This is a genomic window from Sporomusa acidovorans, from assembly GCF_900101845.1.
Lineage (GTDB): Bacteria > Bacillota > Negativicutes > Sporomusales > Sporomusaceae > Sporomusa > Sporomusa acidovorans.
Genome location: NZ_FNAM01000048.1, coordinates 1 through 16132 on the forward strand (window position 1 = coordinate 1; position 16132 = coordinate 16132).

Consider the following 16132-nt stretch of genomic DNA (forward strand, 5'->3'; position numbering starts at 1 on the left):
CGACAAATTCCGTGATTTTGGATAAATCGCTGCACCAGACACTGGCTAGGGCTTTTTGCTGGAGCAAAACCGGCTCTAAAAAACCGCGTTTTAAGTAGTGGATTTGCAACTGCTCTTTTAGAAAGTCCTGAAATTGTCGATGAGAACGGGTCGTTTTCAACAAAAAAATCACCACCATCAGCGAAGGTAGACAAAAAGATGTCTTCATCGCGATTATGGGGGCGTTTCAAAAAAGTCAAGTCCCAAATTTTCGACACGTCTATTTTGGAGGAAAACTGCAAAAAGACCAAGGCTAAATGCCTTGATCCATATAATATCTCGGGTTTCCGAGAGAGTACTTACAGCATAAAGGAGGGAAATCCCATGAAAAACCAGCTTACTTATGAACAATATTCCGCCGAGGCCGCCAGACTGATGCCCAAGAATGCCTTTATGACAACGGCCTCCGGGGACAAAACCAATACCATGACCATTGGCTGGGGCAGTGTCGGCATTGTCTGGCGCAAACCGGTGTTTACCGTTTTAGTTCGCCAATCACGCTATACGAAAGGGTTGGTCGACCAAAGCAATGAGTTTACGGTAACCCTGCCGCTGACAGACATGAAGGAGGCGTTGTCCCTGTGCGGCACTAAATCAGGCCGCGACATGGATAAAATTGCCGCCGCCAAGCTTACCCTGTCAGCGGGGCAAGCCCTTGCCACCCCGGTTATTGCTATTCCGGGCCTGCATTTGGAATGCAAGGTGCTTTACAAAGAAACCATGAAGGCGGAAAACCTTGATCCAGCCACGCAAAATGCCTGCTATGCCGATGGTGATTACCACACTCTGTACTTTGGCGAAATCGTCGCCGCTTATAAAACTGAGTAAACCCAAAATAGCGCCAGCGGTTATAACCGCTGGCGCTGTTTTGGATTATGCTATGCTTCGGCTTTTGCCGGCGCCGCTTTATTGGCTTTTTCCTCATCCCGGGCCGCCCGCGCCTCCCGCCAGGCCTCCCGCGCCAGATTGATTACTCTTGGTTCCAGCTTGGCTGCCGGACTCTCAACAACCTTCCCCAAATATAAAAGCGCCTTTTCGGTTTGCCCAATACGCCGCGACAGTTCACCAATCAAATAACTGACGGCAGCCTCGCTTAAATTGCCAATCGGCAGCCGTTCCCGCAGCAAGGCCTGTTCATAATGTTCACAGGCAAGAGCAAGGGTAGCCTTTTCATCTTCCTGATCTTCGCCTTCGCGGTAGATCCAGGCTAGTTTCAGATATAATTCTGCCAGTCTGCTGTTCGGCGCCGCGATTAACTCGGCGAAGAAAATGGCCAGCTTATAGGCGCCGATCGCCTGCTCACGGGTACGGGTACCACTATAGTTTACATGTACGGTTCTATCTGCTAAAAACTTGGCAATTTTATCTTGAGCGGATACTGATAAGTTCTCAAAATAAGTGTCAGCAGCCGCATAACCGCAGTGAGAACATACCCAGACAGTATAATAGTACGGGTTTAACTCCTGAAAGTGCGAACAAAAATCGCTGTCCTGTTTGACCAGAGTCTGCCGGCCACGGGTGCGAGTCACCGTGAATTTTTTCTGACATACAGGACACTCTTTTTCTACCGAATATATGGGGTCTGCCATATCATCGCCTCCCTTTATACCTTACCACAACACTACTTAGGTCTCAAGAAATATTTAGTAAATGTTATTTAACAAGTCTTGCTGCAATGTCCACATCTGATAAAACAACCCCCGGGACCGCATCAGTTGCCCCCAGGTTCCCTGCTCGGCGATTTTGCCTTTATCCAGCACAATAATTTCATCCATTACCTGTAAACCTGTCAGTCTGTGGGTGATCAGGAATACGGAACGGTGGCCGGCCGCCTGCAGCATGCGCTCCATAATCTGCTGCTCAGCTGCCGCGTCCAGGCCGGCCGTCGGTTCGTCCAACAGCCAGATGGGGGCTGCTTTCAGGATTACCCGGGCCAGGGCAATACGCTGCCGTTCCCCGCCTGACAAGGCTAAGCCGTTCTGTCCGGTTCTGGTGTTAAGCCCCTGCGGCAGCCGGGCAATGAATTCCCCCAGCATCGCGGCCTCAATAGCAGCCGCAAGCTCTGCCGCGCCGGCTGCCGGTCTGGCTAAAAGAATGTTATCTTTGATGGTGGCATTAAACAGATAGGTATCCTGGCTTACCACACTCACGACCCGGCGAACCTCCTCCGGCGCATAATGGCGAATATCGCCGCCGTTAAGCAGCAGCCGTCCCTGCTGATAATCCCAGAATCGCAAGATAGTTCCCGCCAATGTACTTTTGCCTGCGCCGCTTGCGCCGACTACTGCCAGACGTTTGCCCGGCGTCAGATTAAACGATATGTTTGACAGCGTCGGCGGCTGATCAGGGTTATAAAAAAAAGATAATTGGTCTGCCGACAGGGTCACCAATCCGTCAGGAATAACTCCATTCCTGGAACCAGGCACCGCCGCCTTTTTACCGCTTATGCTTTTCAGACGGGCCATTGCCGCCGCACTTTCCTGCAAATAATAGCAGACTGCCGGCAGCGGCAATATAGCTTCAAAACCGGCCTGAACAGCCAGGGCCACAACTGCCAGATAAACACCGTCAAGCTGCCCGGCAGCCACCCGTGGTGCAGCCAGGGTAATCATTAACAGGACAGTGAGCTGCATGCCCAGCATGCCTAACGCATCAGCCAGAGCCGTCACCCGGTTGGCCTGCTGCTGGGCGCACCGGAAACGTACGGCTGCCATCGCCACCTTTTCCGCTTGTGTTTTAGCTTGTCCAAACGTCGTTAACTCGGTAAGACCGTCAATGCTATCGGCCAATACTCTGTTTAAGCAGGCCCTGGCAGCAACCAGCGGCTGACCGGCCTTACTACCCAGTCCATGAATCGCAACCGGCAAAACACATCCGGTCAGGAGCATTAACCCGAACAAAGGCCAGGCCAGCCAGGGGGCTAACCAAGCTACCAACAGCATTGTCGCCGCCATAACCAGTAAAGCGGTGACTACCGGAAATACAGCCCGCAGATAAAAATATTTTAATGTCTCAACGTCGGCCACCAAACAGCTAAACACATCGCCTTTGGTCATGCCGGTCAAACCGCCGGGTGCCAGCGGTTCAAGCCGGCCATAAAGCCAGGCCCTGATGTCAGCCAATAAGCGAAATGTAGCCTCATGACTTACATACCGTTCGCCATAACGGCAAATAGCCCGCGCCAGTCCAAAAAAGCGCACCCCCACGATAGCTAGTGACAGTTCCGCCACCGGCGGGTGTAAGGCCGCCGCTGAGATGAGCCAGGCTGATGCGGCCAGCAAACCAACATTGGCATAGACAGTCAAACTGCCCAGCACACACGCTGCAGCCCCCATCACAATCGTTGCTCTTTTGCCTGCCAATAGGTTAAGCATGCTCCGCCCCCCCGGCTTGAGAAGCGGACACCAGGCGGCTGTATTCCCCGTCCCGGGCCAGCAGCTCGGCCGGTGTCCCAAACTCCGCAATTTGTCCTGCCGTCAGCACCATGATCTTATCAGCCTGCCGTACGGTGGTTAAACGATGGGCAATAATAACGGCTGTCCGGCCTTTGAGTAATGCCGTCAGGGCCGCGTCAAGGGCTGCCTGCGAGTTGACGTCAAGCCCCCGTGCCGCCTCGTCTAAAATAACCAGCGGCGCATTCTGCAGAAAAGCCCGGGCAATCGCCAGGCGCTGCCGTTCACCGCCGCTGACGGCCTGACCGCCTTCGCCGATCTCTGTATAGTATCCTTTCGCCAAGCGCATAATGAACTCATGTGCCCCGGCAGCCTTGGCTGCTGCCACCACTTCGTCAAAAGCGGCATCTGGGCGCGCCAGTTTGATATTATCTGCCACCGACCCTTGAAACAAGTGTGGCCGCTGCGGTACAAAGGCCACCTGCCGCAGCCAGCTGCCGGTGTGCAGCGTACTAAGCACCTGCCCATTCACTAAAATTTCTCCCGTTGACTGTGCCAAAAATTTCAGCAGCAGGGCAGCCAGCGTACTTTTGCCGGCCCCGCTCGGCCCCACCACCGCCAAGTGCCGGCCTGCCGCCAGCGTAAAAGAAATTCCCGCCAGAGCGGGACGCCTGCCATGTTCATACTCGGCATAAACTTCCCGAAACTCCACCGCAACTCGTTGTTGCGGTCCCACCGGCGCCGATCCCTTGTCGGTTGACGGGCCGTTGAGTGCCAATAACCGGAAAATATCGGCAGCTGCCGTTTTTCCGGCCATCCCGGCATGAAACTGACTGCCCAGCAGGCGCAGCGGCTGATAATATTCCGGCGCTAATAACAATACAAACAATGCCTGCGTAAAGGTAACGCTGCCGGCTAACAGCCGCAGCCCCACCGTCACCGCTACCAGGGCGGTACTGATGGTAGCAATAAGCTCCAGGGTCAGCGCCGATAAAAAAGCGACCCTGAGCACCGCCATTGTCGCATCACGGAACTCGTTGCTTACGCGGATTATGACCGCAATTTGCTCCCGGCTCCGCCCAAACAGCTTTAATGTCGTCAAACCTGCCAGCACATCAAGAAAATGGGCACTGAGCCGGTTAAGGGTCTCCCATTGCCGCGCATTCCTTTTTTCGGCCAGTTTGCCGATCAAAATCATAAACACGGGAATAAGCGGCGCAGTTATCAGCATAATGACCGCCGAGGTATGATCAAGTGGCCCCACCGCCAGTAAAACCAGCACTGGAATAACAGCGGCCTTCAGCAGTTGCGGCAGATATTTGGAAAAATACGCGTCCAGGTTTTCGATTCCCTCATGCAAAATATTGATGACTTCACCGGCGGGCTGCTGCGCCATTGTCACCGGCCCCAGCCCCAAAACATGGACAGTCAGCCGCTGTCTGACAGTTGCCTTTATTTCTGCTGCCAGCCGGAAGGCCCATATTTCTTCACCATACATAACACCAGCCCGCAGCAGTGCCAGCCCGGCAAGCAGCCCTAAAACGGGTGCTACGGCGGCTAACTCTTGTTTGCCTAAAAATAATTGATCAATGGCCTGCGTCAGATAATAGGCCTGAACCACAGCCAACACTCCGCCGCCTATTCCCAAACAGGCAACCAGCGCCAGCAATCCGCGCTGTTTCCCGGCCTCAGATGCCAATTGTTTATCAATCAAGCTTGCTTCACCTGCCTGCTATATGATAAAAAGCGATCATGAGTAAAAAGCTAAACCGCCAGCAATATGGCGGCTTAGCTTTCTACTTAACCTATGGACTAACATACGACGAATCCCAGTGATATTCCTGCCCGCAGCTTACTTTACCAACGCATTTTTCCTACAACCTGACCGACACCCGGCCTTACGACAAAGCATCTTTAGTGCAATGTCTCCACCGGTCCGGTTTCCTCAAGCTGGTCGATGTCAACATGCAACGTATTGCGCTCTTCCAGGTAGGTCACATGGGCCGTATTTCGGCCTTTATCCACATCTTCAATCCAGACATAGTTATTCCGGTATTTGACGCCAATGATAGCCGGCGACCTCATGATTTGCTCGGCACGTTTTGCATCCATGAAAACCACTCCTTTTTTACGAGTAGTATTTCACCTGACGGCCGGCTATTATTCCCTGCCGCCAAACAGCCAACCGGCAGGAGAGCCTGTTATAAGCGGAGCGGCGGGCATTCCTCCCGCAACAGGCCGAATAATTCCAGATCAACGTACTTTCCCGCCAAAAAAGCGGCCTTACGCAAGGTTCCCTCATAGTGGTAGCCGCATTTTTCGGCCACCTTGCGACTGGATTCGTTACCGACGACCAAAGTCAATTGCAGGCGGGGAATTGGTTTAGACTCAAATAAAAATGCTGAGAATAATGTTAACGCCTCCGACATATAACCTTTTCCCCGGTCCTCACGCCGGAAGATTTGATACCCTATCTCATAGCCGGCCCGGTAATCCGCATTGCGGAAATAGATAATTTCGCCAACAACCCTGCCTGCTTGCCGGTCAACAATCAACAGACGGCCAAAATTATCATGCCAAAAGCCCCTTTCAATAAACCCCCGCCGGAATGCCGGTTCAGCCGGGATATCGATTAACCAATATTCTCCTTTTTGCGACACATCGGTCATTAGTCTATAGATTAAATCAAGGTCAGACTCGCGTACTGTCCGAAGACAAACTTTTTTCCCTTGAAGCAAACAACCGCACTCCACACAACCAACGCCTTCCCTATTGCATTTTTATTGATTTTTACATTTATAATATTCCTCATTATCTAATATTATCATAAAAAAGTAAACTCTGGCAGCTATGTGGACTTAAACCCTGTTATTTTGATTGTCTGCCATTAAATATGAATTTTTCCCAGCAGACTTATGATTAATGAAACAAGACCACCAGCTATAAGCGGCCCGACAGCCAGCCCCTTTAAAAAGCAAACGCCGGCAATGGTGCCGACAATTATGGCAGCAACGGTTTCCGGTGTATCTCTCATAAAGGATACGCCCTGTCCAGCTGCCCAGGATACAAAAATACCGACAGCCAGAGAAATTACGCCGATAGAACTTTTAAAGGCGGTGGCCATTTCTTTTACAGAAATACCGCCTTGCGCGACAGGCGTTAAAATGCCGATGGTTAAAATCGTAATGCCAATATTGAGGCCATGGCTTTCCAAAAACGGAAACCAGGCTTCAAAGCCTAATAATTTTATTAACAATAAAATTATCACGGCAATAGATACCGAATTGTTGTTGCCGATCACCGATAAGACCAAAATGAGTAGTAAAGGTAAGTTATCCCAATTCATATGACCCCTCCGAACGCAGAAACAAATCCGCTTTATTTCCTTGCCGCTCTCAAATTATTGTACCAAGCCTTGACAAGATATACAACGTAGTAAACTGCATGAAAATGCCTAATTAAGAGCAGGACTTAAAGTTGTGTTATCCAATTATAACATAAACGGCTAATTACATTTCAAGGAGAGAGGACCAGTGCTGTACGAAAGCTTGTTTAAGCGATATAAAGCCCAAGATTCGAGAAAAGTATTCGCAGCTTTTCGTTATGTACAGGCAAAAGGCGAAACATGGGAAACACCGTTTGAAAGTTTAGTAAGCATTGCCAAACCGGAAGAATGGGGATTTCGAAACCCAGAATTCGTACAAACACACAATTCCAGATATCCGATATTGCTAAACTATTTAAACTACACGTTTATCCGGGTGCAGGAGCTTGGGCTAATCGCATATTCCACAGACGACAGAAGGGCTTGCTTTAATACTGGACTGCAAACCTCTAGGGAAAAGGACATTTACGCAACATTTTATAAAAATCTCCATGCAGGGCAGTATAATGCTCCTGATTGGACTTTTTATGGTTTTGCGGATTCCTATTCCGGAATTACAGGCTGTATCCGGCCGCTGCCTGATATTCCAACCTACATATCGGAGCCAAGCGATCTAATCTTTGATATAAGGCTGGATTTGGAAGTCAACTACAATCATATTCTGGATGATAACATTGCCCGGTTCCCGGTTGAACTGCAAAATAATAAAACGATGGCCTTACGGGTTTTGAAAGGAGCGATAGAATCCTTAAAGGCTAGGATTATTCGAAATTACAGGCTGGCAGTTCCCCACTGGCATGAAGGAAAAATACAATTACTATTACCCTTAAATTTAGTAAGTAGTGATAACGCTGCAGACTTGGTTCTGGTGGTTGACAAAGATAAGCAATCAGGCGTATACAAGGCTCGAACGATTATAACGATGGATATAGCTTATATGAATGCTCGCCTGATCGCTAACCCCGGCCGCAATTGGCTTACTCCCTGAATTTAAGGGTAATAGCCGGCTGTTTCGAAATGATAAAACGAAAGTGTCACATTGGTGTAATAATAGCGATACATATTTATTACACCAATGTGACACTTTTTTTGGGTCCGGTCGGAAAGTATAGCTTTCGACTGAATAAGGGCAATAGCGGTTTGTTTTCGTCAAAGGCTCGAAGCAAGCCGCATTTTCTTTATCTTTTATCTGTTTATAAAAAAAGCAGCTGATGGGAAATACAGTTAATTATTTTAGTGGAATATGGCCTTGGCATGAATAATGCTAATACCATAATATGGAATTACAGTATTGCTTACAAATTTGCATCTAGTCAACAAGGCTGCCCCTAGGAAAACAAAGTCTTGGCAGGCAGGGATAACCTGCTAGGATAAAGACTGAAAATTCCGGCAAGAGGAGGTGAATTCGTCTGTTTGCCTAAGATCCCATCAGTTAAATCAATTTAAAAAAGGAGGATTTTATTGTGATGAAAAAATCGTATGGGTATTTTATGCCTCCGGTAACCGTTATGGGTGTTGGCTGTTTGGAAGACATTGCCGATTATATTAAGCCTATGGGCTTCAAGAAAGCTCTGATCGTCAGTGATGCCGTTCTCGTCAAAATCAATCTGATTAGTAAGCTCACTGATGTACTGGATAAGATTGCTGTGGATTATGTCATTTTTGACGGTGTTCAGCCAAACCCAACGGTTAGTAATGTCAATACCGGCCTGGATATGCTCAAAGAAAATCACTGTGATTTTGTCATATCTTTCGGTGGCGGTTCACCCCACGACTGTGCTAAAGGCATTGCTCTAGTTGCTGCCAACGGTGGAAAAATCGAAGATTATGAAGGCGTCAACAAGTCGGCTAAACCGCAATTGCCTTTGATTGCAGTAAATACTACGTCCGGTACTGCCAGTCAAATGACCCGCTTTGGCGTTATTACAGATGAAATCAGACACGTTAAAATGGTAATTGTCGACTGGCACACAACGGCTATTATCGCTGTTGATGACGCCGATTTGATGGTTGCTATGCCGCCTTCCCTTACCGCCGCAACTGGTATGGATGCTTTGACGCATGCAGTAGAAGCGTATGTATCCACTATTGCTACCCCGGTTACTGATTGTGCGGCGATAAAGGCCATCGAACTGATTGCCGGTTACCTCCGAAGAGCTGTTACTGACGGTAATGATATCGAAGCCAGAGAAATGATGACCTATGCTGAGTATCTTGCCGGTATTGCTTTCAACAATGCCAGCCTGGGATACGTACACGCCATGGCCCATCAACTTGGCGGGTTCTATGATTTGCCCCATGGTGTTTGCAATGCTATCCTGTTACCCGCGGTTCAGGACTATAACGCCAAAGTTGTTCCGGAGAGATTTGTGGCTATTGCCAAGGCAATGGGCGAAGAGGTTACCGGCCTTACTCCTGCCAAAGCTGCCGCAGCGGCACTTTCCGCTATCCGGAAACTTTCCGCCGATATTGGCATTCCCGGCGGCCTGAGAGAATTGAAGGGGTTCAATGAAAAGGACATCCCGACACTGGCCACCAATGCGCTTAAAGATGCTTGCTGCCTTACAAATCCAAAACAAGCGACCCAGGCAGAAATTGAAGGCATCTATAAAGCAGCTATATAAACAAATTAAATAATTGTAAAATAATTAAAATTTATTGATCATTACAAATTTATAATAATATAAAATTATATTTTTTTAATAATTACAATATTTAAATTATAGTAAAAAAAAAACCAGGCGATGGTATTCGGTTTTTCTGTTAAATGGGGTTGGTTTCTCTGCATCTGCAACATAGGAGGAACTAACCCCTGATTATATGCGGTGGTTTTCCGGCTGTAATGAATGGCTGGATGCTTTTGATGAAAGATTATGGTGCTGGATCGTCAAATAGGCAGGGTAACTTGCCATTGTGGATTGCGTGGTGAATTTTGTGTCAGATTATTTTCATTCGGTTAAGTTAATAATTGATCGCTGTAAAGGCTGTGTTAGTTGTATTAAACGGTGTCCTACCGAAGCGATCCGTATCCGGAAAGGTAAGGCGAAGATTACGGAATCCCGTTGCATCGACTGTGGCGAATGTATTCGGTGGTGTGCAAACCATGCAAAAACAGCCTTTACCGACAGTTTGGACGATCTAAAGAGCTTTACATATAATGTGGCATTACCGGCGCCGTCACTATATGCCCAGTTTGCGCTCAACATTCCGGTAAGTGCCATTTTACGCGGTCTGTTACGTCTTGGTTTCAATGAAGTATTTGAAGTCGCTCAGGGAGCCGGGATTGTTGCGGCAGCTATCCGGGAATACATCAAGCGCAAGGATATCAAACGGCCAGTCATTTCCTCAGCCTGCCCGGCGGTAGTACGCCTTGTCCAGGTAAAATTTCCCGAGCTGATCGACCACCTGATTCCTATGGATGCCCCGGCGGAAGTGGCAGCCATGGTAGTCCGGGATAGCTGCAGCCAAAGGCTCAATTTAGCACGGGAAGAAATTGGCGTGTGGTTCATTACTCCCTGTCCGGCGAAAATGACGGCTGCCAAACAGCGGTTTGATGCAAAAAACTCCAGCATTACCGGAGCAATCGCCATATCCCGGATTTACGGCGATCTTCTCAAGACAGGCCTAACCAGCCCCTGTGATACCAATTTTCGCAAGGCTGCCGCGGAAGATATTGGTTGGGCGGCAGCCGGCGGTGAAGCTTCTGCAGTAAATGCGGAAAATGCCTTAATTGTCGATGAAATACACGATGTGAGTGTAGTTCTTGATCAAGTCACGCTGGGGAAACTGAACAAGGTTGATTATATTGAAGCCCTAGCCTGTTCCGGCGGCTGTATCGGGGGACCGCTCACCGTGGAAAATCAATTCGTAGCCAAACATCGCCTGCAACAAAGGTTGAAAGCAATCAGGAATGAAGACGCCACCCAGGGGGTAACTCCGCTGCCTGTTTATCCTGGCCGAAGCGTCAACTCGCGGCGGCCAACCGAACCGAGGCTAGTTATGCGCCTTGATGAGGACATGGAGACAGCCTTGCAAAAAGTCCAATTAATAGAAGAAACTTTGAAAAAGTTGCCCGGGCTTGACTGCGGTTCTTGCGGATCGCCTAATTGCCGGGCATTGGCAGAGGATATTGTCCAGGGTATTGCCAGCGAGACCGACTGTATATTCAAGCTGCGGGAGGGGGTTTACGCTCTTGCCCAAGCAATGGTTGATCTCGCCGGGAAATTGCCTCCGTCGCTGGAAAAAGAGGATGACGACGGTTACGAAGAACAGTGACGCTATGAGTAAAAAATTAGTTTACATAGAATTCAGCCAGTTTTACGGAGGTGTAAATGGTGAAAACAATGGAAGATTTAAAGTACATGCGTGACCAGTTCAACTCCGAAACCCACTTGCGTTACGCCGCAAGTACTCAGATTATTGTTGGAATGGGTACCTGTGGAATTGCAGCGGGGGCGAGGGAAGTGATGATTGCTGTTTTAGATGAGTTGGCAAGGCGGAGACTACAAGACGTGACGGTGCGTCAGACTGGCTGTATCGGCATGTGTGAACAGGAAGTGCTTGTTGATGTCGTGCGTCCCGGTGAACCACGCATTACCTATGGTAAGGTACTGGTGACCGATGTGCCCAAAATTATTGGCGAGCATGTAGTTAACGGCCGCATTGTTAAAGAGTTGGCTGTCGCAAAAATCACGGACTGAGATGCAAAGAGCGGAGGCGAAACTATGCAATATATCAGAGCGCACGTACTAATTTGCACCGGTACCGGCTGTACTGCAGCAGGTGCGAAGAAGGTGGCAGCCGCACTGCAAAAGGAACTAGCCCAGAAAGGCCTTGATAACGAGATAAAAATTGTAGAAACCGGCTGCCACGGTCTTTGTGAAGCCGGGCCGCTGATAATAGTTTATCCTGAAGGCACATTTTATGCGGGGGTTCAGGCAGAAGACGTGCCTGAATTGGTGGACAGCCACCTGTACAAGGGACGAATTGTTCAGCGTTTGTTGTATAAAGAGCCCGGGACGCATGAGAGTATTCCCAGCTACAGTGATCTCAGTTTTTATAAAAAACAAATGCGCATGGTGCTGGCCAATTGTGGCTACATCAATCCGGAAGTCATCGAAGAATACGTCGCCAACGGCGGTTACGAGGCATTGGTTAAGGTACTTACCGGTATGTCTCCTGCAGCTGTTATTGCCGAAATAAAAAAATCCGGTCTGCGCGGCCGCGGGGGCGGCGGTTTTCCCACCGGCATGAAATGGGGATTTACCCATAAAGCAGCCGGTGCCAAGAAATATGTAGTGTGTAATGCCGATGAAGGAGATCCGGGGGCGTTCATGGATCGCAGCGTGCTGGAGGGTGACCCGCACCGGGTCATTGAAGGTATGGCTATCTGTGGTTATGCTATTGGTGCTGACGAAGGCTATGTTTACGTACGGGCTGAGTATCCGCTGGCTATCAAGCGACTGAAGATCGCGATCAAGCAAGCCTCAGACATAGGATTTCTTGGCGCTAACATTTTTGGCTCAAATTTTAATTTTCACCTAAAAATTAAGGAAGGCGCCGGCGCTTTCGTTTGCGGCGAAGAAACCGCTCTATTAGCGTCCATCGAAGGTAAGCGCGGCATGCCTCGTCCCCGCCCCCCGTTTCCGGCCGTCTCCGGACTATGGGGTAAACCTACTAACATTAACAACGTAGAGACGTATGCTAATGTACCGCAGATTATTACTAAAGGAGCGGCCTGGTACGCCGGTATCGGCACGGACAAGAGCAAAGGCACCAAGGTATTTGCCCTTACCGGCCGGATCAATCACACCGGCCTGGCCGAAGTTCCAATGGGCATCAGCATGCGGGAAATTATCTTTGACATTGGCGGCGGCATCCCGGGCGGTAAAAAGTTCAAAGCTGTCCAGATCGGTGGACCTTCCGGCGGTTGTTTGCCGGAGCAACTGCTGGATCTTCCTATTGATTACGATTCCCTCATCCAGGCCGGTGCCATGATGGGTTCCGGCGGTCTGGTAGTAATGGACGAAACCACTTGTATGGTAGACTTGGCGAAATTCTTCCTCGCATTTACCCAGGCCGAATCCTGTGGAAAATGCACCCCCTGCCGTGAAGGCACCAAGCGCATGCTGGAAATTCTTACACGTATTACCGAAGGAAACGGCAACGATGGCGATATCGCTCTCCTGGAGGATATGGCCAGGAACATCAAGAGCACTGCACTTTGCGGTCTGGGCCAGACGGCTCCCAATCCGGTTTTAAGCACGCTGCGTTATTTCCGCTCTGAATACGAAGCGCATATTTATGACAAACGCTGCCCGGCAGGGGCATGCACTGCGCTGACCAATTTCACTATTACCGAACTCTGCAAAGGCTGTGGTTTGTGACGAATATTCTTAAGGCAACTTTCACACTCTATAGCTGTGGCAAATAACGGTGCAGGGAGAAGGTGGCGGCTATGAATATTGGTTATGTGAGCATATCAAAGTATGAACAGAACCCCTATGGTCAGTTGCAGGCATTGCGGCGCTATCATGTGGAACGGATATTCAAAGACAGAATATATGGTAAAGGCGCAGCCCGTCCGCAACGGATGGCGATGCTTGATTCTGCAGGCCCGGGCGATACCGTCTATATTGAATCGATAAGCCGATTGGCACAAGATACCATAGATTTTCGCAATATTATTGAGCGGTTTAAAGCAAAAGAAGTGGGCCTGGTGAGTATCAAGGAAGAGTTTGACACAACTAGTCCGACTGGCAGACTTCTCGCAGTAATATTTGCTGCTACCCAATTTAAATAGCATGAAACGGGGTATCTATTGACTTAAAGAGCCAGTCCCTAATGAGCTGGCTTTTTTAGAGTTTAGCAATGCGGACTGCCTGGACATTCTTAATAAGTTCCGTGATGTTGGCTGCCGCCACACATTTACCTATTTATGCTAATTTAATAATAATTTAGAAAATATGTAAAATTTTATAAATTATAAAAAACAATACGCAGGATAAGGCAATCTGAGCAAGAATATTTATGGTTATATGAATGTTTTTCGAACCGTATTGTTGGCGGAATATCTAACGGTTAGACTCCGAGCTTATTTGGTCTAAAGGAGACTACGACAAATAGGCCTGAAGGGTTTAGCGGAAAACCGCTGACCCTCCCCTTGCGGAAAGGAGTCAGTATCCATTAGGTGAGACGGATGCTGATTTCTTGGGCATTCCGTTTTCTTTTTTTAGGACTGAAGACGCGTTAATATCGGAATGATATTAAACTGGAGGTGGGCGATTGTGTCGGTGGTTGCTGAGGAGATTGTTGGCAGAATGATCCCGGATTGGCATAAATTCATTAAAACCGGAAGTAGAATAAACCTTAGAGTACGTCAGCCAATTGTTGAATCCTGGGAAAGGTGTTACAAAGCCAAAGTTGATCCTTACAACAGTAAGAAACACCGAAAGCTTGATCCGGACACACTTAGCTTAGTTCTTAAACAAAGCCGGGAGCTTATTGATATTGCGCAGCCTTTTATGGTCAATCTGTATAAAGTGGTAGAAGGGTCTGGGTTTGTGGTAGTACTCGCCGATGCCCGCGGGTATATTATGGAACTGTTTGGCGATCGGGACACATTGACCAACCCCATTACCGTGAACTTTTTCAAAGGGGCTTGCTGGAGTGAGTATGAGGCAGGAACCAATGCGGTTGGCACTGCCCTGGAAATTAAAAGACCCATTCAGGTTTCAGGCGCCGAACACTATTGTCACAAGCACCATTGTCTTACCTGTTCTGCCGCTCCGATTCTTGACGCCAAAGGAGACGTACTGGGCATTCTCAACGTATCGGGCGTTTCGCACGCCGCCCATCTGCATACTCTGGGAATGGTTGTGGCCGCGGCAGAGGCTATTATGGCCCAGATCGGCATTCAAAAGAAAAACCGGGAACTGAAATTGGTAAATAACCGGCTGACAAATATTTTTAATACGATGTCCGATGGTGTTGTTGTAATTGATAAGGATGGCGGTATTATTGAATTCAACCCTATTGCGCAAAAAATATTGGGGAAATTTGAGCCCGATGTTGTGGGGCAGCCAGTTGATAAAGTTTTTGGCTGGAAAAAGGCGCTAAACAAAAAAATGCTGCAAAATCATAAACCCTATACCGATGTCGAACTTATGGCAGATGCCGGTCAGGGACTGATCCATTGTTTTGCATCTGGAGAACCATTGACAGATGAATATGGGGTGGTTACCGGCGGCGTTATCATATTGAGGACGATCGCCAAGATTCAGAGTCTGGTTAACCGTTTCAGCGGACATTATGGCACGCTCCAGTTTAGTAACATTATTGGCAATAGTAAAGGCATGCTCGAAGCCATTCGCGTGGCATCCCTTGCGGCAGCGACATCATCAAACGTGTTGCTGCAAGGCGAAAGCGGAACCGGTAAGGAAATATTCGCCCAGGCGATACATAATCGAAGTGATCGCCGGTCAGGGCCGTTCGTCGCGGTAAACTGCGGGGCAATACCGCGGGAATTAATTGGCAGCGAGTTGTTTGGCTACGAAGAAGGCGCTTTTACCGGGGCACGGCGTGGCGGCAAACCGGGAAAATTCGAATTGGCTGCCGGGGGAACATTACTGCTGGATGAAATCGGTGATATGCCTATGGAACACCAAGTGGCCCTGCTGCGGGCGTTGCAGGAACGAAAGATATTTCGGGTTGGCGGCGATAAGGAGATTCCTGTCAACGTACGGGTTATTTGCGCGACGAATAAATGCCTGTTGACGGAAGTAAAAAAAGGAACTTTTCGTAAAGATTTATACTACCGTTTGAATGTTATTTCCATTACGATTCCTCCGCTCAGAGAGCGCAGGGATGACATTCCCCTCTTATTTCATCATTTCCTGGAAAAGATGGATACGTGCAACGGTCGTAATTTTACTATTGAACCGGAAGTGTTGAACCGGATCGCAAGCTATGGTTGGCCAGGCAATGTACGGGAATTACAAAACGTAATCGAAAGAATTATTAATCTGGCAGAGGGCAATATTGTCACCTTGGCTCATCTGCCCGATGAAATCCGTAATTATCGACCATGCACCCTAGGTGGGGAGAGCTTTTCACCGCAAGTACAACCTCAATGTTTTAGCAACCGGGAAGAACGGAGGCGTAGGTTGGAAGAAAACGAGCGCTGGGAAATTATCGCCCGTTTGACCGGTTATGGCGGTAATGTTAGTCTGACTGCAAGGTCGATGGGCCTTTCACGTAATACGTTATACCGGAAGATGCGGCAATATGCTATCGATAATTAGTTTGGCCCCATTAT

Annotated in this window: 15 protein-coding genes and 1 riboswitch; of the genes, 8 read left to right on the top strand and 7 right to left on the bottom strand. The window is 48.7% G+C overall.

Translation table 11 applies throughout. From position 1 onward, the window contains the following. On the bottom strand, positions 1-239 hold a 239-nt coding region (locus tag BLR65_RS29240), incomplete at its 3' end, for a hypothetical protein (protein WP_218130662.1). A 124-nt stretch (positions 240-363) separates the two neighbouring features. Here BLR65_RS29240 and BLR65_RS23485 point away from each other — a divergent pair. Beyond that, entirely contained in the window at positions 364-867 is a 504-nt protein-coding gene (locus BLR65_RS23485) for a flavin reductase family protein (protein ID WP_093796592.1), read from the top strand. A 50-nt stretch (positions 868-917) separates the two neighbouring features. On the opposite strand, the gene BLR65_RS23490 is transcribed toward BLR65_RS23485, so the two are convergent. The 6 genes from BLR65_RS23490 to BLR65_RS23515 all read right to left on the bottom strand — a co-directional run bounded on the left by BLR65_RS23490 (position 918) and on the right by BLR65_RS23515 (position 6777). After that, a complete protein-coding gene (locus BLR65_RS23490) occupies positions 918-1628 on the bottom strand; it encodes a DUF2225 domain-containing protein (protein ID WP_093796593.1) in 711 nt (236 codons plus the stop codon). A gap of 54 nt (positions 1629-1682) precedes the next feature. Next, positions 1683-3413 carry a thiol reductant ABC exporter subunit CydC gene (gene cydC, locus BLR65_RS23495; RefSeq protein WP_093796594.1) on the bottom strand — a complete coding sequence of 577 codons (1731 nt, stop codon included), beginning with the start codon at positions 3411-3413 and terminating at the stop codon, positions 1683-1685. Next, complete coding sequence (gene cydD, locus BLR65_RS23500) at positions 3406-5145, bottom strand: thiol reductant ABC exporter subunit CydD (protein ID WP_093796595.1); 1740 nt, start codon at positions 5143-5145, stop codon at positions 3406-3408. Before cydD ends, cydC begins: the two co-directional genes overlap by 8 nt. Positions 5146-5345: 200 nt before the next feature. After that, positions 5346-5543, bottom strand: a complete 198-nt coding sequence (locus BLR65_RS23505) for an H-type small acid-soluble spore protein (protein WP_093796596.1) — start codon at positions 5541-5543, stop codon at positions 5346-5348. Between the two features lie 89 nt (positions 5544-5632). Continuing rightward, positions 5633-6169: a GNAT family N-acetyltransferase gene (locus BLR65_RS23510; RefSeq protein ID WP_093796597.1), complete on the bottom strand. Its 537-nt coding sequence runs from the start codon at positions 6167-6169 to the stop codon at positions 5633-5635. 149 nt (positions 6170-6318) lie between these two features. Next, complete coding sequence (locus tag BLR65_RS23515) at positions 6319-6777, bottom strand: DUF441 domain-containing protein (protein ID WP_093796598.1); 459 nt, start codon at positions 6775-6777, stop codon at positions 6319-6321. 187 nt (positions 6778-6964) lie between these two features. Here BLR65_RS23515 and BLR65_RS23520 point away from each other — a divergent pair, with 187 nt between their 5' ends. The 7 genes from BLR65_RS23520 (at position 6965) to BLR65_RS23550 (ending at position 16118) form a co-directional block, all read left to right on the top strand. Beyond that, on the top strand, positions 6965-7804 hold the full coding sequence (locus BLR65_RS23520; protein WP_211285177.1) for a DUF3825 domain-containing protein: 840 nt from the start codon (positions 6965-6967) through the stop codon (positions 7802-7804). Positions 7805-8282: 478 nt separating this feature from the next. Beyond that, positions 8283-9440, top strand: a complete 1158-nt coding sequence (locus BLR65_RS23525; RefSeq protein WP_093796599.1) for an iron-containing alcohol dehydrogenase — start codon at positions 8283-8285, stop codon at positions 9438-9440. A gap of 310 nt (positions 9441-9750) precedes the next feature. Further along, complete coding sequence (locus tag BLR65_RS23530; protein ID WP_093796617.1) at positions 9751-11091, top strand: [Fe-Fe] hydrogenase large subunit C-terminal domain-containing protein; 1341 nt, start codon at positions 9751-9753, stop codon at positions 11089-11091. 56 nt (positions 11092-11147) lie between these two features. After that, entirely contained in the window at positions 11148-11516 is a 369-nt protein-coding gene (locus BLR65_RS23535) for a (2Fe-2S) ferredoxin domain-containing protein (RefSeq protein WP_245693008.1), read from the top strand. 24 nt (positions 11517-11540) lie between these two features. Next, positions 11541-13202 (top strand): NADH-quinone oxidoreductase subunit NuoF, encoded by a 1662-nt coding sequence (gene nuoF / locus BLR65_RS23540; RefSeq protein WP_093796600.1) that lies wholly within the window; start codon positions 11541-11543, stop codon positions 13200-13202. A 71-nt stretch (positions 13203-13273) separates the two neighbouring features. Further along, on the top strand, positions 13274-13618 hold the full coding sequence (locus tag BLR65_RS23545) for a recombinase family protein (protein WP_093796601.1): 345 nt from the start codon (positions 13274-13276) through the stop codon (positions 13616-13618). Positions 13619-13889: 271 nt separating this feature from the next. Further along, positions 13890-14007, top strand: a riboswitch (molybdenum cofactor riboswitch). Positions 14008-14102: 95 nt separating this feature from the next. Beyond that, on the top strand, positions 14103-16118 hold the full coding sequence (locus tag BLR65_RS23550; RefSeq protein WP_245693009.1) for a sigma-54-dependent Fis family transcriptional regulator: 2016 nt from the start codon (positions 14103-14105) through the stop codon (positions 16116-16118). Positions 16119-16132 lie beyond the last annotated feature (14 nt).